We start from the raw sequence: 21,249 nt of genomic DNA on the forward strand, positions 1-21,249 counted from the left end.
CGCGTGAACTAAGCCTGGGCGCGCAATTCGTCCGGTCCGGTCTGGAATTGCAGCCGGGCAAGCCGCGCATAAAGGCCGTTCTGGCGGATGAGGCTCTGATGCGTGCCTTCTTCAATGATGCGGCCTTCATCCATCACCAGAATACGGTCGGCCTTCAGCACGGTGGCAAGACGGTGAGCGATGACGATGGTGGTGCGGGTTTTCATCAGCTCATCAAGCGCCTTTTGAACCAGCGTTTCGCTTTCCGCATCGAGTGCCGAAGTCGCTTCGTCGAGCAGCAGGATCGGCGCATTGCGCAGGATGGCGCGGGCAATGGCGATGCGCTGGCGCTGGCCGCCGGAAAGCGTCACGCCGCGTTCACCCACCTGGGTATCGTATCCATCGGTGAGACGTTCGATGAAGCTGTCGGCCTGTGCGGCGATGGCGGCGGCGCGCACCTCCTCGCGTGTCGCGTCAGGTCGGCCAAAGGCGATATTGTCGTGGATGGAGGAGGCGAATATCGCCACATCCTGCGGAACGATGGACAGGCGCGCGCGCAGATCGGCGAGGGTGACGTCGCGGATATCCGTGCCATCGACGGTGATGCGGCCCTGTTGCGGATCGTAAAAGCGCATCAGCAGCGAAAAGACCGTGCTCTTGCCCGCACCTGAAGGCCCGACGATTGCGACGGTTTCGCCGGCTCTGACCTTGAAGGAGAGGCCGGAGACGATCGGCCGCCCTGTCGCAAGCGGGTAGACAAAATCGACATTTTCGAATTCGGCTTCGCCGCGCGGAGGCTGCGGCATGGCGACAGGGGTTGCGGGTTCTGCGACGGGCGAGCGCTCGTTCAGCAGTTCGGAAAGCCGTTCGGCCGCACCACCCGCCTGCGCCAGTTCACCCCAGACTTCCGAGAGCTGGCCGAGACCGCTTGCCGCGATGACCGAATAAAGCACGAACTGACCGAGCGTGCCTGCCGTCATGCCGCCAGACAGGACGCTTTGCGCGCCATACCAGAGAATGCCGACGACGCTGCCGAAGACCAGCGCGATGGCGACGGCGGTGAGAATGGAGCGTGCGCCGATCGCTGCCCGAGCGCCCTGATAGGCGGCTTCCACGGAAGCGCCATAACGGGCATTTGCCAGCACCTCGGCGTTAAAGGACTGCACGGTGCGGCTCGCAGCAATCGTCTCGGAAGCATAGGCGGCGGAATTGGCCAATGTATCCTGCGTGGTGCGGGAGCGGGCGCGAACCGAGCGCCCGAAGGCGATCAACGGAAAAACGATGAAGGGAATGGCAAGCAGCGCAAGGCCCGAAAGACCGGGGCTGGTATAGATCATCATCGCCACGGCACCACAGCACATGATGATGTTGCGCAAAGCCACGGAGGCGGAAGACCCGAATGCCGAGCGGATCTGCACCGTATCGGCGGTCAGTCGCGAGGTCAGTTCGCCGGATCGATTGCTATCGAAAAACTGCTGCGACAGGGTGGTGAGATGGGCGAAGACATCGCGGCGCAGATCGGCAACGACCCTTTCACCAATGGTCATGACGTAATAATAGCGCATGGCGCTGGCAAGCGCGAGGAGCACGGCAATCGCCAGAAGCACGGCGAAATAGCTGTTGATCATGCCGCCATCCGGCGTCTGGAAACCGTGGTCGATGATGCGGCGAACGGCAAGCGGCAGGGCCAATGTCGTGGCGGAGGAAAGCACAAGCGCGAAAAGAGCTGCCGCCATCAGGCCGCGATAACGGCTCAGATAGGGGAAGAGGCCAAGAAGCGGCTTCAGGCTTCTCTGTTTCGCAGCTTTCTGCTCGTCAATATCTGCCACGTCCTCTATGCTCCTTGTTCAATGCCGTTTTTGGGCCTTTTGCGGGTGAATTTCCGGCGCGCGGTAAAATTCCAGCCCCTGCGGCCATCTCCTTTCACAAGGGGATAGCAGGCTCTTGTTATCTGGGCGACCTTCATGTATAGGCTCCGCATCGAATTGGGAAGCCATAGCCCATCTGGTCTATGGCTTCATTTATTGAAATGGCTCAGTTGACGCAATTGCGGCAAATGGACCGCACGTCACTTAACCAGGAAGATTGTCATGAAGGCTGATATCCATCCCGCTTATCACACGATCAAGGTCGTCATGACCGATGGCACCGAATACGAAACCCGCTCTACCTGGGGTTCGGAAGGCGCAGTCATGAACCTTGAAATCGACCCCAAGTCCCATCCGGCATGGACGGGCGGCAACCAGCAGCTTATGGACCGCGGTGGTCGCGTTTCCAAGTTCAACAAGCGTTTCGGCGGCCTCGGCCTCTGATCCACTTGCGGACGGATTGTATAAAAAAGCCCGGTTTTTCCGGGCTTTTTTGTTGTCTGCTTTTCGCGGCCGTGCATATGGGTGTAACGACCAAAACAAAAAAGCAGGCTTTTCAGCCTGCTTTTCAAATTGTCCGGATAAGGTCGTCTTTTCTCAGTTGATCGAGAAAGCTGTGCGCAGAAGATTGAGCTGCGCCTGCACGCTGTTTTCATTGTCCGGCACCTTGGCGGCTTCGGACGGGCGATAGATTTCGCGGTCGAGCAGGGCGATGCGGTTCTGGAGACGCAGCGAGCGCTCGATGAGGTCGCGGAAGGATTCGGGCAGGTCGTTCCAGCCGGGCGCGTTACGGTCGACATTAAAGCTGTCGAGCCGCACCTTGTTCTTTTCGCTCAGAACCTGATCGCGCGTCATTTCGCCATTGTTGACGGCGCGCTGCAGAAGCAGCCAGGAGGCCATCTGCATCAGGCGGGTGGTGAGGCGCATCGATTCCGCCGCATAAAGTACCGAGGCCATGCGCGGCAGCACCTTGGAGGCGGCGCGGCCGGCACCGTCGAGATAACTTGCCGTTTCCTCAACCAAGGTCATGCCTTCGGTATAGAGGGTCTTGAACTGGTTGGAAGCAGCCGCGCGACCCGCAAAGCTTATGGTATTTAAAACCTGTTCCGACATTTTCTTTAAATCCCTGCTCACGCACCACACTGTCAGGCAACGACGACCCGGATATTTTGTTCCGGCCTTTAGTGTTTTCAGGATGGTATCTTTACCTGAAATGCGCAAGGCAATTATTAAAGAAGGGTTAATACCCACAGTTTTACGGAATCCGGCAAGCGGCAAAAAAAGAGCCGCGAAAGCGGCTCTCAAGGTAAAACAGGGAGAAAAATCAGACCAATTCGCCGTATGGAGAAGATGCCTGAGGTCCAGAAGAACTGGACATGTATAGTAATCTCTCAGAAAGCTTAATTTTTGGTTAATGGTAAACGAAAGACTGCCCCGGAATATTCACTTCCAGATACCGCCTGAGCCGCAGCTTTAGGCATTGGAAGTGCAGTCCCATGTCTATTCTCAACTGCGCGTCAGGACCGGAAGAGATTCTCCGCCGCCTGCCTGCCGGCGGATTTCCGTGTCCTCTCCTCTTCCAGCCGGGTGATTTCGGCTTGCAGAAGATCGATACGGCTGCTCAGTTCGTCCACCGAAAGAAGGCTGAGATCGCCGCCGATCTCGTGCGCTGCCGGTTTTTGCGGACGGTCATCGTCAAAGAGGCTCATATGCCTGCTCCTTTTTCCACATAGTCGCCATCGTCCCCGGGATATTGCTGCGCGCGCGGATCAAGCGCAATACTTTCCGGCGTGACGAGCGTTGAGGGCGTCGTCGGCATCATGGTCGAGAAATTGTCTTTTTCCTCGGTCGAAAGTGCTGCGCGCTGGCGGCTTCTGATGATGGCATAGGCGGTGATGAGCAGATGCGCCACAGCCGTCACCAGAAACAGCGCATAGGGGCCGAAATGGGTCATGATCGCGCCGCCGAGCGTCGGGCCGATGATGGTGCCGATGCCGTAAAGCAGAAGCAGGCCACCCGAGACCTTGACGAAGTCTTCCGAGGCGGCGAAGTCGTTGGCATGCGCCACGGCGATGGGATAAAGCGCGTTGGCGGCGGCGCCGTAAATGGCGATCATGAAAATCAGCACATAGACGTCATGCGGTTGTACCACCGCGACAGCGAGGCCCGCGACCGCGCCAACCCCGGCAAGTCCCGCCAGCACGTAACGGCGGTCTATCCGGTCTGAAAGCCTTCCCGCCGGAAATTGCGCCAGCGCACCGACGAAAATCGTGACCGAAACCATGATGGCGATCATGGTCGGGTCCAGACCTGCGCGCGCGCCGAAGACGGCGCCGAGCGTGCCGTAAGCGCCGTTGGCAATGCCGATCATCAGGATGCCGACGAAGGAGACCGGCGAGTTGCGGTAAAGGGCCGGCAGATCCAGCTTCACCTTCTGTAACGGCTGCGGACTGGCCGCTTTCGAAAGCGTGGCCGGCAGAATGGCGATGCAATAGATGATGCCGCAGATCATGAACAGCGACGTATTGCTGATATCGCCCATCGGCACGATCATCTGCCCCGCCACGACCCCGAGCAGCGTGATGGCGATATAGAGCGAGAAGATCATGCCACGGCTTTCATTGGTGGCGCGCTCGTTCAGCCAGCTCTCAATGATCATCGAGGTGCCGGCCGTGCAGAAGCCGGTAAGCGCGCGCAGCGCGATCCACGATGTGTCATCGATGATAAGGCCGGTCATCAGCACCGTCAGGCACACCAGCGCTACGAAGGAGCCGAATGCCCGCACATGCCCCGCACGGCGCACGATGGCAGGCGCGACAAAGCAGCCGACGACGAAGCCCGCCGCCCACGAAGTGCCCAGAAAGCCCAGAATTTCATTGGAGTAACCTTCCGCCGAACCACGAACGGGCAGGATGAGACCCTGAAGGCCGTTGCCGAGAAAAAGAAACAGAGTGCTGGATAAAAGAGCGAATACGGGTAGAAGATTTCTGCTCATGAAAACACTCTCATGCGTTCGGACGGACGGTCGGACAGGCCATAGACGGGCGTTACCCGAATGAGTTGCACTCTTCTGGTGAACGGTAAAAATGTCCAGCCTGTGACGATGCAGAAATAAAGAAAAGGCTCAATAAATGACGAAGGCGATCGGCCTTTTTTTACTGCTGGCCATGGCGATCCAGATCATCCGGCCGCTCGGTCTGCCGGGCCTGAAGAAAAGAGGCGATTGCTGGAAGATCGCGGTTGCCGCCTTTGTCATCTGGTCGGCGACGCTGCTTCTGCGTCCGTAACGAAAAAGCCGCCCCAGAGGGCGGCTTTTGTTTGACTAAATGCCTGCCGGTGAGGGCCTCAGGCTGCCTTTTCGAGTTCCTGCTTCCAGTTACCCTTGGCGGCGAGGCTGTTCATCGCGGCGCGGTGCGTGAAGGCGCGCTGGCCGGCGGCGACATTTTCCTGCTTGCCGCCCCAGGTCTTGAGGGCCGTATCCTGAAGCGCGCGGCCGTAGGAATAGGTCAGTGACCAGGGCAGGTCGTAGCCGGCATTCATGGCGGAGAGATGCGCGGTTGCCTCTTCGGAGGACTGGCCGCCGGAAAGGAAGGCAATGCCCGGAACGGCTGACGGCACGGTCGCCTTCAGAACCTTCACGGTCTTTTCCGCCACTTCCTCGACCGAAGCCTTGCGGGCATTCTTGCCGTCGATGATCATGTTCGGTTTGAGGATCATGCCTTCGAGGTTCACGCGGGCGTCGAACAGATCCGCGAAAACGGTCTGGAGAACCCATTGCGTGACTTCCGCACAGCGGTCGATGTCATGCGTGCCCGGTTCGCCGTCCATCAGCACTTCGGGTTCCACGATCGGCACGATATCCGCCTGCTGGCAGAGAGCGGCGTAACGGGCGAGCGACTGGGAGTTTGCCTTGATAGAACCCCAGCTCGGACGCTGTTCACCGATGGTGATGACGCCGCGCCACTTGGCGAAGCGGGCACCGGCGTCATGATATTTGCGCAGGCGCTCGTAAAGACCGTCGAGGCCTTCGGTGATGAATTCGTGCGGGTGGAAAGCCATCGGCTTCGCGCCGATATCCACCTTGATGCCGGGCAGGCTGCCGGCCGCCTTGATGATATCAACGAAAGGCGTGCCATCGGCGGCCTTCTGGAACAGGGTCTCTTCATAAAGGATGACGCCGGAGATGTATTTCTTCATGGCGTCGTCGGAGCGGAACAGCATTTCGCGGTAGTCGCGGCGGGCGGTCTCGGTGGACTCCAGATTGATGCTGTCGAAACGCTTTTTGATCGTTCCTGTGGATTCGTCGGCTGCGAGCAGGCCCTTGCCGTCGGCAACCATTTTGATGGCGATGTCTTCGAGACGTTCGGTCATTTGCTATTCTCCCAAGGCACAATAAATTTCCGATAACAGAAGTTCCAGGGCAGGGAAATGGCACGCTAACTCATTGAAACGATTGAAATCATTTCAATCGTTTGAAACTTTTCCTCAAGGTGCCGCTTACCAAAAGACAAGGCCGGACAAGCATGGCTTGTCCGGCCTTGTGTCAGGCAAGTAAGGTAAGTTTACTTGGCGGCGGTCAGGATGGCAACGCCCGGCAGTTCCTTGCCTTCCATCCATTCGAGGAAGGCGCCGCCGGCCGTCGAGATATAGGTGAAATCGTCCGAAACGCCGGCATGGTTGAGTGCCGCCACGGTATCACCGCCGCCGGCGACGGAGACGAGCTTGCCGGCCTTCGTGCATTCGGCTGCGTGTTTCGCGGCAGCCACAGTCGCTGCGTCGAAAGGCTCGATTTCGAAAGCGCCGAGCGGACCGTTCCAGACCAGCGTTTCCGCGCGGGAAATCCAGGCCTTGATGCTTTCAACCGATTTCGGGCCAACATCGAGAACCATGGCGTCGGCGGGAATGGCGTTGATGTCGACGGTTTCATTGGCCGCACCGGCCTTGAACTCGCGGGCGACCACGCCGTCTTCCGGCAGCACGATGGCGCAGCCGGATGTCGCCGCCTCGATCATGATCTGCTTTGCGGTCTCGGCCAGATCATGCTCGCAGAGCGATTTGCCAACATTTGTGCCGCGGGCGGCAAGGAAGGTGTTGGCCATGCCGCCGCCGATGACGAGGGCATCGACCTTCTTGACGAGGTTCATCAGGAGATCGATCTTGCTCGAAACCTTGGCGCCTCCGACGATGGCGACCACCGGACGGACCGGCTGGCCGAGGCCCTTTTCCAGCGCCTCAAGCTCGGCCTGCATGGTGCGGCCGGCATAGGCGGGCAGGTGGCGCGCAAGACCTTCGGTGGAGGCGTGGGCGCGGTGGGCGGCGGAGAAAGCGTCGTTCACATAGATATCGCCGTTGGCCGCCAGAGCCTCGACGAAGGCGGGATCGTTCTTTTCTTCGCCCTTGTGGAAGCGGGTGTTTTCCAGAAGCAGGATATCGCCGTCGTTCAGTTTCGCGACGGCATCCGCCGCAGGCGCACCGACGCAGTCGGTCGCGAAGGAAACGGCGTGATCCAGCACTTCCTCGACGGCGGGCACGATCTGGGAAAGCGACATGTCGGCGACCGGTTCGCCCTTCGGGCGGCCGAAATGTGCGAGCAGGATGACTTTCGCGCCCTTTGAGGACAATTCCAGAATGGTCGGCGCAACACGTTCGATACGGGTTGCGTCCGTCACCTTGCCATCCGCGACCGGCACGTTGAGATCAACGCGGACGAGAACGCGCTTTCCGGCAATGTCGTTGAGGTCGTTGAGGGTCCTGAAAGCGGGCATAGGTCGATCCTGATTTGTTGCGAGTTCGGCACGGACCATACTATGCCTGATTGACGACGCAAGCCGGTCAGGCCTCATTTTCTCTCACTGTATTGGCCGGGGCGGGGGCGCTTTCTTCAACGCCGGCGGCGCGCGGCTGACGCTTCTGCGCCAGATAATCGCGCACACGGTTGAGGATTTCCGAAAAGCTGATGAAGATCGGCAGGCTGGTGGCCGGCTCCACCGGTTCGAGCGAGATTCCGACGCCGGTGATTTCCTCATGCTCGTCCAGTGTGCGGACGATCAGGACGATGGAGCCGAGGCGCACACGGTCGGCATAATCGGCCTTTCCGGCAAGGCGCGCCTCTATCAGTTCCGCGACGCTCATCGCCTGCTCGGCGGGCGAAAGCAGGCCGGGGCCATAGGCCGCGTCCAGCTCCTTCGCCGGGCGGGCGGGTGAGATCGCGAAGGTGCCGAAGAAATCGGCGTCGTCATCGGCAACCGGCAGGGCGCTGGCGAACAGCCGGTCGATCAGGCGGGAATAGCCGGGTGCGATGAAGAGATAGACGAGATCGTTTTCACGCAGCCGCCCGGCATATTGGTAGCGGATCGACTTGCCGTCGCGCACCACCAGCGAGGGCATGGCCCAGCGGGGAATACGTTCGCCCTGCATGATGGCGCTACCCTTGGCGACCCGGTAGGAAATCAGTTCATGATTGGCGGTGCCGGGAAGGTCCACCTCGAGCTTGTCCACCTCGCCCATGCGCGGCGGCACGATCAGCCCGAGCCTTGTTGCCACAGGCTTGATGGTCCAGCCCTGCACAAGCAGCGAGACCAGCACGATGATGAAGGCGGCGTTGAAATAGATCTGCGCATTACCAAGCCCGCCGAGAATGGGCATGATGGCCAGCAGGATGGAGACCGCGCCACGCAGGCCCACCCACGCCACGAAGGATGTTTCCTGCTGGGTATAGTTGAAGGGCATGAGGCTCAGCCACACCGCGAGCGGGCGGGCGACGAAAATCAGGAACAGCGCAAGCAGGACGGCGGGAATGGCGATTGCCGGAAATTGCGACGGCGTGGCGAGCAGGCCGAGCATCAGGAACATGATGATCTGGGCAAGCCAGGTCAGCCCTTCGTGGAAGCGGCGGATGGTTTCCTTGGCGAAAATCCTGCGGTTGCCGGCAACGATGCCCGCCACATAGACCGCCAGAAAACCGCTGCCGCCAAGCGTGCCAGGGAAAGAGAAGACGAGCAGCGCCAGCGCCAGCACGAATATCGGCGCCAGCCCGCGGTCGGCGGCGAAACGGTTGACGACGGTGGCGATCATGACGCCGCCAAGCAGGCCGAAAATCAGGCCGAGGCCCATTTCTTCGACGAAGAGCAGCAGGAAACCGCTATCGATACCGGCCAGCCCCTGACCCTTGGCAATGATCTCGACCAGCGCGACGGTGAGGAAGATTGCCATCGGATCGTTGGTGCCGGACTCGACCTCCAGCGTCGAGCGGACCTGATCGCGGATATGAATGCCGCCGATGCGCAGCAGGAAAAAGACGGCCGCCGCATCCGTGGAGGCGACGATGGCGCCGAGCAGCAGCCCCTCCAGCCACGAGAGCCCGAGCAGCAGGGCGGCTGCGCCCGCGAAGAACACGGAGGTCAGGATGACGCCGCCGGTGGCGAGCGCCACGGCAGGTGCTGCCGAAAGCCGGAAGGATTGTATCGACGTGCCGAAACCGGAATCGAAAAGGATGACGGCGAGCACGAGCGAGCCGAGCATATAAGCGAGCGGATTATTGGTGAACTCGATGCCAAGGCCATCCACCCCCGCCGCCAGGCCGATAACAAGGAAAAGCAGCAGGAGGGGCGCGCCGAAGCGGAAGGCGATGAGGCTCGAAAAGGCTGCGACGAGAACGAGAACAGTTGCCACCAGCAACAGAAGATAAAATGATTCCACGTCCACCGCCTCATTCAAACCGCGTTGACCGCTGCAATGAATGCTCTGCGCGTCTGCAGTCAATGCGCCACGGGTTGCGGTCTGTCAGCGCTGTTTCGGGTGGCGTTGAAAGGCGACGCAAGGCGGGTGTATCGAATGATACGGCAGGGCCGAAGTGCATTGCGCACGACCGTTATCCCTGTGTCTCTTGTCCGTCTCAAAGTGGACCAGACAAAGGCAGGAAATGGGAATTTTTTCGGCTCGCGGGCGAAAAAATGGATGGCAAGGAGAGCGGCAGATACCCCCGCAGAAACAATTCATCTTCCGGCGTCTCAACGTAACATAGAGACAATGCAGCTGCGTTATTGCTCTCGTCCGAATTGCTTTTCAACATTACCGGAGCGATCGGATGAAGCGGATAAATATTACTGGACTTATTATAGTATTGGCGGCGGGCTCGATTGTTTCGGGCTGCTCGAGCACGGAACAGACGGCTGAAAACATGGCCGCGCAACGCGAGCGCTGCCGCTCCTTTGGTTACCCCGAAGGCTCGCGGGATGCTGCCGACTGCATGATGAAGCTTTCCATGCAGCAAAGCGAGTTGAGGCAGCAGACTTTCGATACGATCTGGAGCAATGCCGGCTCGCGGGACCCAATCATCATCAACAACAGAAGGTGACGGTTGCGCGCCGGCGCTGGCAGCGGGTTGGCCCCTCTTGCCCAACGATGGTTTCGATCCGAAGCGCCCCGCCTTGCTTCCGGATCGATGCCGACGGGTTTCCTCGTTCCCGTCGGCATTTTTACAAATAAAAAGCCGGCAGGATTGCTCCTGCCGGCTTTTTGATCGAACTGAGTTCCGCTTAGATGGTCTTCGCGAATGCGACGGCCGTGTCCGACATGCGGTTGGAGAAGCCCCACTCGTTGTCGTACCAGGACAGGACGCGCACGAACTTGCCTTCCATGACCTTGGTCTGGTCGATCGCGAAGATCGAGGAGTGGCTGTCGTGGTTGAAGTCGCGGGAGACCAGCGGCTCTTCGGTGTAGCCGAGGATGCCCTTCAGCTTGCCATTGGCGGCGGACTTGATCGCTTCGTTGATTTCCTCAACCGTCGTGTCGCGCTTGGCGATGAACTTGAAGTCGACGACCGAAACGTTCGGGGTCGGAACGCGGATCGACGTGCCGTCCAGCTTGCCTTTGAGGTGCGGCAGAACGAGGCCAACGGCCTTGGCTGCACCCGTCGAGGTCGGGATCATGGACAGGGCTGCGGCGCGGGCGCGGTACAGATCCTTGTGCATGGTGTCCAGCGTCGGCTGGTCGCCGGTGTAGGAGTGGATCGTCGTCATGAAGCCATGATCGATGCCAACGACGTCATCGAGAACCTTAACGACCGGCACGAGGCAATTGGTGGTGCAGGATGCGTTGGAAATGACCAGATGGTCCTTCGTCAGCTGGTCGTCGTTGACGCCGAAGACGACGGTGAGGTCAGCGCCGTCAGCCGGAGCGGAAACGATAACGCGCTTGGCGCCTGCCGTCAGGTGAGCAGCGGCCTTGTCGCGGGCGGTGAAGATGCCGGTGCATTCGAGCGCGATATCGACGCCGAGTTCCTTGTGCGGCAGCGTTGCCGGATCGCGAACGGCCGTCACCTTGATCGGCTTGCCGCCGCCAACGATGATCGTGTCGCCTTCGACCTTTACGTCGGCAGGGAACTTGCCGTGGATCGAATCGTAGCGAAGCAGATGGGCGTTGGTTTCAACCGGGCCGAGGTCGTTGATGGCAACAACTTCGATATCGGTACGGCCGGATTCGACGATGGCGCGCAGGACGTTGCGGCCGATGCGGCCGAAGCCGTTAATGGCAACTTTTACAGTCATTTACAGTCTCCCGAACAAGATATGTGCTTGGTCTTTGCGGAAATGTGAGGGCTTGGGAAGCCCTCACGCAAGTTTTGCCTCGACTGCGGCGACGACGGCTTCCGCCGTGATGCCGAAGTGCTTGAAGAGATCCTTCGCCGGGGCAGATGCTCCGAAGGAATGCATGCCGACGAAAGCGCCATCGTTACCGATGAAATAGTCCCAGCCCTGACGAATGGCGGCTTCGACCGCGATTTTGACCGGAGCCTTGCCGATGATGGCGTTGCGATAGGTTTCCGGCTGTTCCTTGAAGAGCTCGAAGCAGGGAACGGAAACGACGCGGACGGAAACGCCGTTGTCCTTCAGCGTTGCAGCGGCCTTGAGCGCCACTTCGGCTTCCGAACCGGATGCGAAGATCGAAACCTTGGCGTCGCTGGCGGATACGAGTTCGTAAGCGCCGTAAGCGGAAAGGTTCTTCTCTTCATATTCCTTGCGCGAGGGTGCAAGGTTCTGGCGGGTGAGTGCCAGGGCAGACGGACGATGCTTCTGCTCAAGCGCCAGCTGCCAGCATTCCGCCGTCTCGGTTTCATCCGCCGGGCGGAAAAGGAGGAGGTTCGGAATGGCGCGCAGCGCTGCAATCTGCTCCACCGGCTGGTGGGTCGGGCCGTCTTCGCCGACGCCGATGGAATCATGCGTCAGAACGGGGACGACGCGGATGCCCATGAGCGCGGCAAGGCGGATCGACGGACGGCAATAGTCCGAGAAGATCAGGAAGCCGCCGGCGTAGGGTATGAGACCGCCATGGAGCGCGATGCCGTTCATCGCGGCCGCCATGCCGTGCTCGCGGATGCCGTAATGCAGATAACGGCCGGAGAAATCCGTCGGGGTGATGGACTTCATCTGGCTGGTCTTGGTGTTGTTGGACGGCGTCAGGTCAGCCGAGCCGCCGACCATTTCCGGCAGGATGCCGTTGATGACTTCAAGCGAGTCTTCAGAAGCCTTGCGGGTGGCGACAGTCGGGTTGTTCTCGATGATCTTCTTCTTGAAGGCATCGATCGCGCTGTCGAAGTTGCCGGGCAGATCGCCGGCGAAGCGGCGCTTGAATTCGGCCTTCTTGCCGGCTTCGGTGGCTTCGAGACGGGCTTCCCAGTCCTGACGGGTCTTGGTGGAGCGCAGGCCGGCGAGACGCCATGCATCCAGCACGTCTTCCGGAATGACGAAAGCTTCGGCTTCCCAGTTGAGGCTCTTGCGGGCGGCGGCGATTTCTTCGGCGCCAAGCGGGTTGCCGTGAACCTTGTGGGTGCCCTGCTTGTTTGGTGCGCCAAAACCGATCACGGTCTTGCAGGCGATGAAGGTCGGGCGGTCGGATTTATGTGCAGCTTCGATCGCGGCGGCAATCGCATCCGGATCATGGCCGTCGACGCGTATGGTGTTCCAGTGAACAGCCTGGAAGCGGGCGATCTGGTCGGTGCTGTCGGAAAGGCCAACTTCACCGTCGATGGTGATGTTGTTGTCATCCCAGAATAGAACGAGCTTGTTGAGCTTCAGGTGGCCGGCAAGCGCGATGGCTTCATGGCTGATGCCTTCCATGAGGCAGCCGTCACCACACAGCACATAGGTGAAGTGGTTCTGCAGATCGGAGCCGAATTCTTCTTCCAGCTTGCGTTCGGCAATTGCCATGCCAACGGCGTTGGCGATGCCCTGGCCGAGCGGGCCGGTCGTCGTTTCGATGCCGGTCGCGTGGCCATATTCGGGATGGCCGGCGGTCTTGGAGCCGAACTGACGGAAACGCTTGATCTCGTCGATCGTCATGTCCTCGTAGCCCGTCAAATAGAGCAGCGAGTAAAGCAACATCGAACCATGGCCCGCAGACAGCACGAAGCGGTCACGATCCGGCCACAACGAGCTCTTGGGATCGAACTTCAAAAAGCGGGTGAAAAGAACAGTGGCGACATCAGCTGCGCCCATCGGCAGGCCGGGATGGCCGGAGTTGGCCTTCTCTACTGCATCCATGGCAAGAAAGCGGATTGCATTGGCCATCCGGTCGTGTTTGTCGCGAGAAATCATGGCTTTTCCGTCTGTTTCCGGGTGAAGGGAGATAGTTTTACGCAACTATCCAAAAAGCGGGTTGATCCATAGCAGGTGAGGCAGGCAAGTCAATAAATCCACGGGCAATTGCGGTTCTCTCAAGGATAAAAATCGTTTAGCAAAACGGGTGTCTCGAGAAAAATCGTGCGATATGTGTCGCCGTTTCCTCGTTCATCCACAGAGCAAAACGCCTCAATGCACTGGTTTGATTGACGTGATGATAAATCGGGTAATAACCTCTTGGATGTTGAAAAGGCCTGAAACCGGACGATTCGGCCGGTTACTTGCGAGTTGGAAAAAACGATGTCGGCTGAGAAGACCGTACAATCTGCGGTGACGGAGCTGAGCGCTGCCATCACAAATCTCGAAAATGCCATCGATATGCGTATCGAACGGCAAAGGGAGACGGGCGAAATCGATAACGAGGTCAAGCGGGTCCATGTCGATCGCGCAAGGCTCGCGCACGAGCTGGACCAGGCCGAGTTTCGCGCCAATCGTCTCGAAGAAGTCAACCGCGAGGTTTCCCGCCGTCTGGTGACGGCGATGGAGACGATTCGCGCGGTGCTGGATCGATAGGGAGCGGTTTCATGGCGCAAGTTACTGTTATGATCGACGGCAAGGCCTACCGCATGGCTTGCGAGGCAGGGCAGGAAGAGCACCTGACCGATCTCGCTACCCGTTTTGACCGTTATGTGGGGCATCTAAAGAGCCAGTTCGGCGAAATCGGTGATCTGCGCTTGACCGTCATGTCGGGCATCATGGTGATGGACGAACTTTCCGAGCTCAACCGCAAGATCGAAAAGCTGGAGGGGGAAATAGCGTCCCTTTCTCGCAACCGCGACGGTATGGCCGAACACAAGGCAAGATCGGACGAGATGGTTGCCGTTGCCATCAGCGATCTGGCCGACCGTCTGAACGGTATTACCGAAAAACTCCTGGCGCGGCCAAAGCCTGCGGCGCATTGATCGCCGGCAAAGCTTTCCAGCAACAAAATTCGTTCGTGGCCCTCTGGTGGTTTGGTTGGATACGTCCTATATCTAAGAGGCGTTCTGCGCTTCCCGACAGGAACCACAATCCCTGGGGCCATACTCGATCCAAAGGGAGCTGTCCCTGGCCAGTCCCGTGGGGCTGGACACATGGCGCCCACCTACATTTGTAGGCACCCAGGATCGTAAATCTCCATCGGTCGCCGTGGATCGCGCTTGAAGTTTCGGATCAACCCCGATGCTTCACCATATCCTTGATATATTCGACAGTGATTTTTCATAACTGCCGGACGCGGCTTTTTTATATTGCCGTCATTGCAATGGCGGAACAATTCCCTATTATTCGGATTGGTATGTCTGTCATGCCCTTTAAAAAAGGGCGCTGCGGCCAAAACCGCGACGTGCCGTTCAACAGCCCAAAGAGCTAAACTTGTTTACTGAAATTATGATCGTGGTCCTGCTCACCGTATTGAACGGTGTGCTTGCCATGTCCGAGCTTGCCGTTGTCTCCTCCAGACCGGCGAGGCTCAAGGTGCTTGCCGCGCAAGGCAGCAAGGGCGCCACCATGGCGCTCGGCCTTTCCGAAAATCCCGGACGCTTTCTTTCCACAGTGCAGATCGGCATCACGCTGGTCGGCGTCCTTTCCGGCGCTTTTTCCGGTGCCACGCTCGGTGCCCGCTTCACGGCGTGGCTTCTGGAACAGGGTGTTCCCGACCGTGCCGCCGATGCGCTTGGCGTCGGCTCGGTGGTCGTCGCCATTACCTATCTGTCGCTGATCGTCGGCGAACTTGTGCCCAAGCAGATTGCGCTGCGCGATCCCGAAAAGGTCGCCGCCCGCGTCGCACCCACCATGATGCTGCTGTCCAAGGTCGGCGCGCCGCTGGTATGGCTGCTCGACAAGTCGGGCAAGACGGTTCTTGCCCTTCTCGGCCACAGCGGCGAGTCCAACGCATCGGTCACCGATGATGAAATCCGCACGGTTCTGGCCGAAGCCCATAGCGCTGGCGTGATCGAGACCGAGGAATCGGCGATGATCACCAGCGTCATGCGCCTTGCCGACCGCAATGCGCGTGGCCTGATGACGCCGCGTCGTGATGTCGAAGTGGTCGATATCGAAGACAGCGCCGAGGAAATCCGAGAGCAGCTTCGCCAGACGCAGCGTTCGCGCCTTCCGGTACGCAACGGCGCTTCGGATGAAATTCTCGGCGTGCTTTTCGCCAAGGATGCCTTCGATGCGCTGGCCTCCGGCAAGGAGCTCAACATTCGCGAGCTTCTGCGCGAAGTTCCTGTCGTGTCGGATCTGACGAGCGCTGTGGACGTCATCCAGTCGCTGCGTCGCTCCACCGTACACATGGTACTGGTCTACGACGAATATGGCCATTTCGAAGGTATCGTCAGCTCTGGCGACGTTCTGGAGGCCATCACCGGCGCCTTCCAGGAAGATAATGACGAGGAGCCGGCCATAGTCGAGCGCGAGGACGGTTCGTTCCTCGTCGCCGGCTGGATGCCCGCCGATGAGTTCGCTTATCGCATGGGCTTCAAGATCGACGAGGATGCCGAGTTCGAAACCGTTGCCGGTCTGGTTCTGGACGAGTTCCGTCGCCTGCCGGAACTGGGCGAACATGTGACCCGCAACGGCTGGCGTTTTGAAGTCATCGACCTCGACGGCCACCGCATCGACAAGGTTCTCGTGAGCCGGGCTGCCTGATGTCCGGCGACGTTGCCGAAAAAGCGAGACTGCGCGGCGAAAGGCTCGTCGCGCGCGATGCGCTGACGCCGACGGAGCGGCAGCAGAAGAGCCAGTCTATAACGGCCCATGGCGCCTCCGACATTGCCTTTGCGCGTGGCACCGTGATTTCCGGCTTCATGCCTATCCGCTCCGAGGCCGATACACGGCCGCTGATGGAAGCATTGCGGACAAGGGGCGGGCGTCTCGTTCTTCCCGTTGTGCTGGATCGTGAAACCATCGTCTTCCGTCGCTTCGAGGCGGATACGCCGCTGGTGAAAACCGGCTTCGGCACGACTGGCCCGGGCGAGGATGCGGAGGTTGTCGATCCGGATATTCTGCTCGTGCCTCTCTCGGTCTTCGATGGGCGAGGGCAGCGGGTCGGTTATGGCGCGGGCCATTACGACCGCGCCATTGCGCGGTTACATGCGAGGGGCAAACAGCCAGTTCTCATCGGCGTCGCCTTTGATTGTCAGGAAGTGCCATTCGTACCGGCGGAGCCGCATGATGTGTCGCTTCACGCCATTCTGACGGAAAGTGGCCTGCGCTGGTTTTCCGCTCCGTTGTCGATCTCCGATAGTGGGCAAAAGGCGCTTTAGCACTTTTTAAAAGATGGATTACCCGCTAGAGGGGACGAAATATAGAAACATGCGCAAGATCGGGGCGGGTGAATGAGGCTTCTTTTTCTCGGAGATATGGTTGGCAAGACCGGACGAACGGCTGTCTGGGAACGATTGCCGGGGCTGATTTCCGATCTGAAGCTCGATTTTGTGATCGTCAACGGTGAAAACGCCGCCGGCGGCTTCGGCATCACCGAAGATATCTATCTCGAGACCATCAATGCCGGCGCCGATGTTGTCACGACCGGCAACCATGTCTGGGACCAGAAGGAAGCGGTTTCCTTCTGCGAGCGCCACGACCAGTTCCTGCGGCCCGCCAATTATCCTGACGGTACGCCGGGCAAGGGTTCGGGCCTTTTTTATGCCCGCAACGGCGCACGCATATTGGTCGCCAACATCATGGGGCGGGTCTTCATGCATCCGGAACTGGACGATCCCTTCAAGTCTGCGGAAAACATTCTTGCCGCCTGCCCGCTGAAGGAACAGGCCGACGCCATCATCTTCGATTTCCATGCGGAAGCGACGAGTGAAAAACAGTGTTTCGGCCATTTTGTGGATGGCCGCGCGAGCTTCGTTGTCGGCACCCACACCCATGTCCCGACGGCGGATGCGCAGATCCTTAATGGCGGCACGGCCTATATGTCGGATGCCGGCATGTGCGGCGATTATGACAGTTCGCTCGGAATGGAAAAGGAAGAGCCGATCAACCGCTTCATTTCCAAAATGCCGAAGGGCCGTTTCGAGGCTGCCAGCGGACCTGCGACGATCTGCGGCGTCGGCGTCGAAATCTCCGACCGCACCGGGCTTGCAGAAAAGATCGCGCCGCTGCGCATCGGTCCCCGGCTCTCGGAAACCCTGCCCTCCTTCTGGGCGTAATCTCTCCCTGAAGCGTTCACAATGACGAGAGTGTGGGCCTTCCTGCACTCTTGTAACTGGACGCTCCGCAAAACCTGCCCCATCCTCCCAACCTTCGCAAGTTCAGGGAGTGGCATGATGCTGCGCGTGCTAATGCTTGCAATATCGGGGCTGATCGCCTCATCGGGAGCGGCCTTCTCCCAGACGGAAAGCCGCCCGCCCGTCAGTCAATGCCAGGCGATCGCCAGCAAAATTCCCGGCGTCATGTTTGCGAGCTTCAGTCCGCCGGGTGTTCAGCTGGCTCAGGCGGCGGCGAAGGAAGAGGTGAAGATCAGCTTCATCGGCCATTCCACCTATCTGATCGAAAGCCCAGGCGGGGTAACGATCGCCACGGACTATAACGGCGTCTATCGCCCGCCGGTCATGCCGACGGTAGTAACAATGAACCGGGCGCATTCGACCCACTTCACCCTTAGTCCGGACCCTGCCATTCAATATGTGCTGCATGGCTGGAGCGATACGCCGGGAGAAAAGGCCGAACACAAGGTTCTGGTAGGCGATGTCTATATTCGCAATGTCGCAACCGATATCCGCAACCGCTGGGGCGACTACGAATCCTTTCAAGAAAATGGCAATTCCATCTTCATCTTCGAAGTTGCGGGCCTGTGCATCGGTCATCTCGGCCATCTACATCATGAGTTGACGGATACGCATTATGCCGAGATCGGCCGTCTGGATGTGCTGATGGTGCCGGTGGATGGCGGCTTGACCATGGGCGCTGACAGCATGAGCCGGGTGGTCAAGCGCCTGCGCTCGGCGCTGATCCTGCCAATGCACCGTACCGGCCCGCCGCTGGAGCAGTTTCTGACGATGTTTGGCGAAAGTTTTCGCATTGCCTATGCGACCGACCCGGTGATCCGGGTTTCGATGAGAAATCTTCCCCGCCAGCCGCAGATACTCGTGCCGAAAGGCATGTAGCATGGCGGTGGGCGAGGAAAGGCCGTAGGAGATGTTGATCAGGCAAAGTTGAGATGCTGGCGAACGCCGACATCTGGCGTCTTGTCATCCGACATGTTCGCCTTGGCGATTTCCCAGCCGAATTTAAGCGTGCTGTCCGTCGAAGCCCAGATATCGGCATCGTCGACATGCAACGCCAGCATTGTCAGCTGTGGATCGCTCTTGCCATGTTCATACCAGGCGGCCGTGACGGAATTCCAATATTCCTCGATCTTGGTTTTGTCGTCGCGCACTTCAAGAATGCCTGAAAGGCAGGCATGGTAGTCATGGTCCTTCCCCACGACGCAGAAATGCGCCCGGGAACCGGATTTCAGCGACTTCACCAGATCGGTGTCTTTTTTGGAGAAGAACCAGATCGTGTTGGTCTTGGGATCAGCGTGAGGCGCCATGGGCTGCATGTGATTATGCAGGCCTTCAAGACCGAGCATGCCGGCGTGGACGGAGTTGATCTCGTCCCAGAGCTGACGGGCCGGGGCTTCTCTTGCTTCAGTCAGGCTGACCATTTGTTTTCTCCTTCCGGTCTGATGCTGCGATGGAGAGAAATCATGTGCCCTTCCGTCGCGTTCATGATCAGAACGAAGAGCGGATAAATCAGTTCCTTCTGTTGTTGCGGCAAGAGAAAGCGCTTGCGGGGTTGAACGGCGGGCGTATCGCACTTATAAGGCCCGCAATCTCCAAATTAAGACAATCAGGTTTTCCATGGCTGGTCATTCACAGTTCAAGAACATCATGCACCGCAAGGGCAAGCAGGACTCCGTACGGTCCAAAATGTTTTCCAAGCTTGCGCGCGAAATCACCGTTGCGGCAAAGGCGGGCATGCCCGACCCGAACATGAACGCGCGCCTGCGTCTGGCGATCCAGAACGCCAAGGCCCAGTCCATGCCGAAGGACAATATTGAGCGCGCCATCAAGAAAGCTTCCGGTGCAGACAGCGAAAACTACGATGAGGTCCGTTACGAGGGTTACGGCCCGGGTGGCGTCGCCGTCGTCGTCGAGGCCCTGACCGACAACCGCAACCGCACCGCCTCAAACGTACGCTCCATCTTCACCAAGGCTGGTGGCGCACTCGGCGAAACCGGCTCGGTCTCCTTCTCCTTCGACCGCGTAGGCGAAATCACCTACAAGGCGGAAGTGGGCGACGCCGACAAGGTCATGGAAGCGGCCATCGAAGCGGGCGCTGACGATGTCGAATCTTCCGAAGACGGCCACACCATCATCTGCGGTTTCGAAGCGATGAACGAGGTTTCCAAGGCGCTGGAAGGCGTGCTCGGCGAAGCCGAAAGCGTCAAGGCCATCTGGAAGCCACAGAATACGGTGCCGGTGGATGAAGAAAAGGCGCAGTCGCTGATGAAGCTCATCGACAATCTCGAAGACGATGACGACGTGCAGAGCGTCTATTCCAACTTCGAGGTTTCCGAAGAAATTCTCGCCAAGCTTTCCGCCTGACGTTTCATGTTTCAAAAAAGCCCCGGCAGCGATCCGCTCCGGGGCCTTTTGTTTACGCGGCCTTCTTTATGGAGGTTCGCACATCGGCAAAAATCTCGACCGACCGCAGCCGCTTTTCGATGTCATGGATCGGCATCGAAACAATCAGCTCATCCGCCTGCGTTTCCGCCAGGAAGCCATCGAGATGGCGTTCGATCGTCTCAGGCGAACCGACGGCGGCGAAACGCAGCGTGTGTTCGACAGAGAAACGCTCCATCTCGTTCCAGTAATCGTCCATGCTGTGCACCGGCTTCGGAAACTGCGTGCGCACATTGCGGCGCAGGTTGACAAATTGCTGCTGCGACGAGGTGAAGAGATGCTGCGCCTCCTCGTCCGTATCTGCGCCGACACCCATTACACCCACCATCACATAGGGCTTGTCCAGCACTTCAGAAGGCTGGAACCGCTCGCGATAAATATGGATCGCTTCCATCAGCATATCGGGCGCGAAATGCGAAGCGAAGGAATAGGGCAGGCCAAGCGCTGCGGCGAGATGCGCGCTGTAGGTGCTGGAGCCGAGCAGCCAGAGCGGCACGTTGGAATTCATGCCCGGTACGGCAAGGATTGCTTGATCCGGCTGCGGCGGACCAAGATAACGCTGGAGTTCGACGATATCGTGCGGGAAGTTTTCCGCGCCGGCATCGAGATTGCGGCGCAGGGCTCGCGCTGTGCGCATATCAGTTCCCGGAGCGCGGCCTAGACCGAGATCAACGCGGCCGGGAAGGAGCGCTGCAAGCGTGCCGAACTGCTCGGCGATAACGAGCGGGGAATGGTTGGGCAACATGATGCCGCCCGAACCGACGCGAATATGTTTCGTGGCCGCGCCCACATGGGCGATGACGAGCGACGTTGCCGCGCTGGCAATGCCGGGCATGCCGTGGTGTTCCGCCAGCCAGATGCGGTTATAGCCGTGTTCTTCGGCCTTGATCGCCATTCGGCGGGAATTTTCGAGCGCCTCACTGACGCTCTCGCCTTCGCCGATCGGCGAAAGGTCGAGAATGGAAAAAGGTATCATCCGACGCTCCTGCGAAATTTAAATCTTTGCTGCGGATGTAAGGCGCGTGTCCCGATTTACCAGTGAAGTCGCGCAGAATTGAA

The 21,249-nt window shown here is 59.2% G+C and carries 21 protein-coding genes and 1 other RNA gene; 11 read left to right on the forward strand and 11 right to left on the reverse strand.

What is annotated here, in order from left to right:
- Positions 1-8 precede the first annotated feature (8 nt).
- Entirely contained in the window at positions 9-1,808 is a 1,800-nt protein-coding gene (locus ASB65_RS04505) for an ABC transporter transmembrane domain-containing protein (protein WP_060723144.1), read from the reverse strand.
- Positions 1,809-2,069: 261 nt separating this feature from the next.
- On the opposite strand from ASB65_RS04505, the gene rpmE reads away from it, so the two are divergent.
- The gene (gene rpmE, locus ASB65_RS04510) at positions 2,070-2,291 is read left to right on the forward strand and encodes a 50S ribosomal protein L31 (protein WP_003506183.1); all 222 of its coding nucleotides are present in this window, start codon (positions 2,070-2,072) and stop codon (positions 2,289-2,291) included.
- 153 nt (positions 2,292-2,444) lie between these two features.
- Here rpmE and ASB65_RS04515 read toward each other — a convergent pair whose 3' ends face one another.
- The 3 genes from ASB65_RS04515 to ASB65_RS04525 form a co-directional block, all read right to left on the reverse strand.
- A complete protein-coding gene (locus ASB65_RS04515; protein ID WP_003506184.1) occupies positions 2,445-2,960 on the reverse strand; it encodes a DUF1465 family protein in 516 nt (171 codons plus the stop codon).
- 404 nt (positions 2,961-3,364) lie between these two features.
- The gene (locus tag ASB65_RS04520; protein ID WP_003506186.1) at positions 3,365-3,556 is read right to left on the reverse strand and encodes a DUF1192 domain-containing protein; all 192 of its coding nucleotides are present in this window, start codon (positions 3,554-3,556) and stop codon (positions 3,365-3,367) included.
- Positions 3,553-4,842 carry an MFS transporter gene (locus ASB65_RS04525; RefSeq protein ID WP_060723145.1) on the reverse strand — a complete coding sequence of 430 codons (1,290 nt, stop codon included), beginning with the start codon at positions 4,840-4,842 and terminating at the stop codon, positions 3,553-3,555. The genes ASB65_RS04520 and ASB65_RS04525 overlap by 4 nt, the downstream gene beginning before the upstream one ends.
- A gap of 136 nt (positions 4,843-4,978) precedes the next feature.
- Between ASB65_RS04525 and ASB65_RS28655 the strand changes: the two genes are divergently transcribed.
- Complete coding sequence (locus ASB65_RS28655; protein WP_003506189.1) at positions 4,979-5,134, forward strand: hypothetical protein; 156 nt, start codon at positions 4,979-4,981, stop codon at positions 5,132-5,134.
- A gap of 58 nt (positions 5,135-5,192) precedes the next feature.
- On the opposite strand, the gene ASB65_RS04530 is transcribed toward ASB65_RS28655, so the two are convergent.
- The 3 genes from ASB65_RS04530 to ASB65_RS04540 all read right to left on the reverse strand — a co-directional run bounded on the left by ASB65_RS04530 (position 5,193) and on the right by ASB65_RS04540 (position 9,545).
- A complete protein-coding gene (locus ASB65_RS04530; RefSeq protein WP_003506191.1) occupies positions 5,193-6,218 on the reverse strand; it encodes a class I fructose-bisphosphate aldolase in 1,026 nt (341 codons plus the stop codon).
- A 191-nt stretch (positions 6,219-6,409) separates the two neighbouring features.
- Positions 6,410-7,612 carry a phosphoglycerate kinase gene (locus ASB65_RS04535; protein ID WP_060723146.1) on the reverse strand — a complete coding sequence of 401 codons (1,203 nt, stop codon included), beginning with the start codon at positions 7,610-7,612 and terminating at the stop codon, positions 6,410-6,412.
- A gap of 67 nt (positions 7,613-7,679) precedes the next feature.
- The gene (locus tag ASB65_RS04540; protein WP_060723169.1) at positions 7,680-9,545 is read right to left on the reverse strand and encodes a potassium/proton antiporter; all 1,866 of its coding nucleotides are present in this window, start codon (positions 9,543-9,545) and stop codon (positions 7,680-7,682) included.
- A 481-nt stretch (positions 9,546-10,026) separates the two neighbouring features.
- Here ASB65_RS04540 and ASB65_RS04545 point away from each other — a divergent pair, with 481 nt between their 5' ends.
- Positions 10,027-10,203 carry a hypothetical protein gene (locus ASB65_RS04545; protein WP_020810341.1) on the forward strand — a complete coding sequence of 59 codons (177 nt, stop codon included), beginning with the start codon at positions 10,027-10,029 and terminating at the stop codon, positions 10,201-10,203.
- Positions 10,204-10,384: 181 nt separating this feature from the next.
- On the opposite strand, the gene gap is transcribed toward ASB65_RS04545, so the two are convergent.
- Entirely contained in the window at positions 10,385-11,395 is a 1,011-nt protein-coding gene (gene gap, locus ASB65_RS04550; RefSeq protein WP_003506200.1) for a type I glyceraldehyde-3-phosphate dehydrogenase, read from the reverse strand.
- A gap of 63 nt (positions 11,396-11,458) precedes the next feature.
- Positions 11,459-13,441: a transketolase gene (gene tkt / locus ASB65_RS04555; RefSeq protein ID WP_060723147.1), complete on the reverse strand. Its 1,983-nt coding sequence runs from the start codon at positions 13,439-13,441 to the stop codon at positions 11,459-11,461.
- A 324-nt stretch (positions 13,442-13,765) separates the two neighbouring features.
- Between tkt and ASB65_RS04560 the strand changes: the two genes are divergently transcribed.
- The 7 genes from ASB65_RS04560 (at position 13,766) to ASB65_RS04590 (ending at position 18,627) form a co-directional block, all read left to right on the forward strand.
- On the forward strand, positions 13,766-14,038 hold the full coding sequence (locus ASB65_RS04560) for a DUF4164 domain-containing protein (RefSeq protein WP_003511407.1): 273 nt from the start codon (positions 13,766-13,768) through the stop codon (positions 14,036-14,038).
- 11 nt (positions 14,039-14,049) lie between these two features.
- Positions 14,050-14,427: a cell division protein ZapA gene (locus ASB65_RS04565; RefSeq protein WP_003511406.1), complete on the forward strand. Its 378-nt coding sequence runs from the start codon at positions 14,050-14,052 to the stop codon at positions 14,425-14,427.
- Positions 14,428-14,505: 78 nt separating this feature from the next.
- A non-coding RNA gene (gene ssrS, locus ASB65_RS04570) (6S RNA) lies at positions 14,506-14,664 on the forward strand.
- Between the two features lie 229 nt (positions 14,665-14,893).
- Positions 14,894-16,156: a hemolysin family protein gene (locus tag ASB65_RS04575; protein ID WP_003506208.1), complete on the forward strand. Its 1,263-nt coding sequence runs from the start codon at positions 14,894-14,896 to the stop codon at positions 16,154-16,156.
- On the forward strand, positions 16,156-16,773 hold the full coding sequence (locus tag ASB65_RS04580) for a 5-formyltetrahydrofolate cyclo-ligase (RefSeq protein WP_060723148.1): 618 nt from the start codon (positions 16,156-16,158) through the stop codon (positions 16,771-16,773). The genes ASB65_RS04575 and ASB65_RS04580 overlap by 1 nt, the downstream gene beginning before the upstream one ends.
- A 72-nt stretch (positions 16,774-16,845) precedes the next feature.
- On the forward strand, positions 16,846-17,670 hold the full coding sequence (locus tag ASB65_RS04585; RefSeq protein ID WP_003506212.1) for a TIGR00282 family metallophosphoesterase: 825 nt from the start codon (positions 16,846-16,848) through the stop codon (positions 17,668-17,670).
- A gap of 114 nt (positions 17,671-17,784) precedes the next feature.
- Positions 17,785-18,627 (forward strand): MBL fold metallo-hydrolase, encoded by an 843-nt coding sequence (locus ASB65_RS04590; protein WP_060723149.1) that lies wholly within the window; start codon positions 17,785-17,787, stop codon positions 18,625-18,627.
- 38 nt (positions 18,628-18,665) lie between these two features.
- Here ASB65_RS04590 and ASB65_RS04595 read toward each other — a convergent pair whose 3' ends face one another.
- Positions 18,666-19,169 carry a pyridoxamine 5'-phosphate oxidase family protein gene (locus ASB65_RS04595; RefSeq protein ID WP_003506216.1) on the reverse strand — a complete coding sequence of 168 codons (504 nt, stop codon included), beginning with the start codon at positions 19,167-19,169 and terminating at the stop codon, positions 18,666-18,668.
- Positions 19,170-19,365: 196 nt separating this feature from the next.
- Between ASB65_RS04595 and ASB65_RS04600 the strand changes: the two genes are divergently transcribed.
- Entirely contained in the window at positions 19,366-20,112 is a 747-nt protein-coding gene (locus ASB65_RS04600; protein WP_003497595.1) for a YebC/PmpR family DNA-binding transcriptional regulator, read from the forward strand.
- A 52-nt stretch (positions 20,113-20,164) separates the two neighbouring features.
- Here the strand turns inward: ASB65_RS04600 and ASB65_RS04605 are convergent, their stop codons facing one another.
- Positions 20,165-21,166, reverse strand: a complete 1,002-nt coding sequence (locus ASB65_RS04605) for an LLM class flavin-dependent oxidoreductase (RefSeq protein ID WP_031233679.1) — start codon at positions 21,164-21,166, stop codon at positions 20,165-20,167.
- Positions 21,167-21,249 lie beyond the last annotated feature (83 nt).

This window comes from Agrobacterium tumefaciens str. B6, assembly GCF_001541315.1.
In the GTDB taxonomy this organism is placed as follows: domain Bacteria; phylum Pseudomonadota; class Alphaproteobacteria; order Rhizobiales; family Rhizobiaceae; genus Agrobacterium; species Agrobacterium radiobacter.

Coding starts and splice junctions, on each gene's coding strand:
- ASB65_RS04590 (WP_060723149.1), top strand. CDS start 17,785: ATGATGCTGCGCGTGCTAATGCTTGCAATATCGGGGCTGATCGCCTCA.
- ASB65_RS04605 (WP_031233679.1), bottom strand. CDS start 21,166: ATGATACCTTTTTCCATTCTCGACCTTTCGCCGATCGGCGAAGGCGAG.
- ASB65_RS04535 (WP_060723146.1), bottom strand. CDS start 7,612: ATGCCCGCTTTCAGGACCCTCAACGACCTCAACGACATTGCCGGAAAG.
- ASB65_RS04525 (WP_060723145.1), bottom strand. CDS start 4,842: ATGAGCAGAAATCTTCTACCCGTATTCGCTCTTTTATCCAGCACTCTG.
- ASB65_RS04565 (WP_003511406.1), top strand. CDS start 14,050: ATGGCGCAAGTTACTGTTATGATCGACGGCAAGGCCTACCGCATGGCT.
- gap (WP_003506200.1), bottom strand. CDS start 11,395: ATGACTGTAAAAGTTGCCATTAACGGCTTCGGCCGCATCGGCCGCAAC.
- ASB65_RS04580 (WP_060723148.1), top strand. CDS start 16,156: ATGTCCGGCGACGTTGCCGAAAAAGCGAGACTGCGCGGCGAAAGGCTC.
- ASB65_RS04595 (WP_003506216.1), bottom strand. CDS start 19,169: ATGGTCAGCCTGACTGAAGCAAGAGAAGCCCCGGCCCGTCAGCTCTGG.
- ASB65_RS04575 (WP_003506208.1), top strand. CDS start 14,894: ATGATCGTGGTCCTGCTCACCGTATTGAACGGTGTGCTTGCCATGTCC.
- ASB65_RS04530 (WP_003506191.1), bottom strand. CDS start 6,218: ATGACCGAACGTCTCGAAGACATCGCCATCAAAATGGTTGCCGACGGC.
- ASB65_RS04515 (WP_003506184.1), bottom strand. CDS start 2,960: ATGTCGGAACAGGTTTTAAATACCATAAGCTTTGCGGGTCGCGCGGCT.
- ASB65_RS04560 (WP_003511407.1), top strand. CDS start 13,766: ATGTCGGCTGAGAAGACCGTACAATCTGCGGTGACGGAGCTGAGCGCT.
- tkt (WP_060723147.1), bottom strand. CDS start 13,441: ATGATTTCTCGCGACAAACACGACCGGATGGCCAATGCAATCCGCTTT.
- ASB65_RS28655 (WP_003506189.1), top strand. CDS start 4,979: ATGACGAAGGCGATCGGCCTTTTTTTACTGCTGGCCATGGCGATCCAG.
- ASB65_RS04585 (WP_003506212.1), top strand. CDS start 16,846: ATGAGGCTTCTTTTTCTCGGAGATATGGTTGGCAAGACCGGACGAACG.
- rpmE (WP_003506183.1), top strand. CDS start 2,070: ATGAAGGCTGATATCCATCCCGCTTATCACACGATCAAGGTCGTCATG.
- ASB65_RS04520 (WP_003506186.1), bottom strand. CDS start 3,556: ATGAGCCTCTTTGACGATGACCGTCCGCAAAAACCGGCAGCGCACGAG.
- ASB65_RS04545 (WP_020810341.1), top strand. CDS start 10,027: ATGGCCGCGCAACGCGAGCGCTGCCGCTCCTTTGGTTACCCCGAAGGC.
- ASB65_RS04600 (WP_003497595.1), top strand. CDS start 19,366: ATGGCTGGTCATTCACAGTTCAAGAACATCATGCACCGCAAGGGCAAG.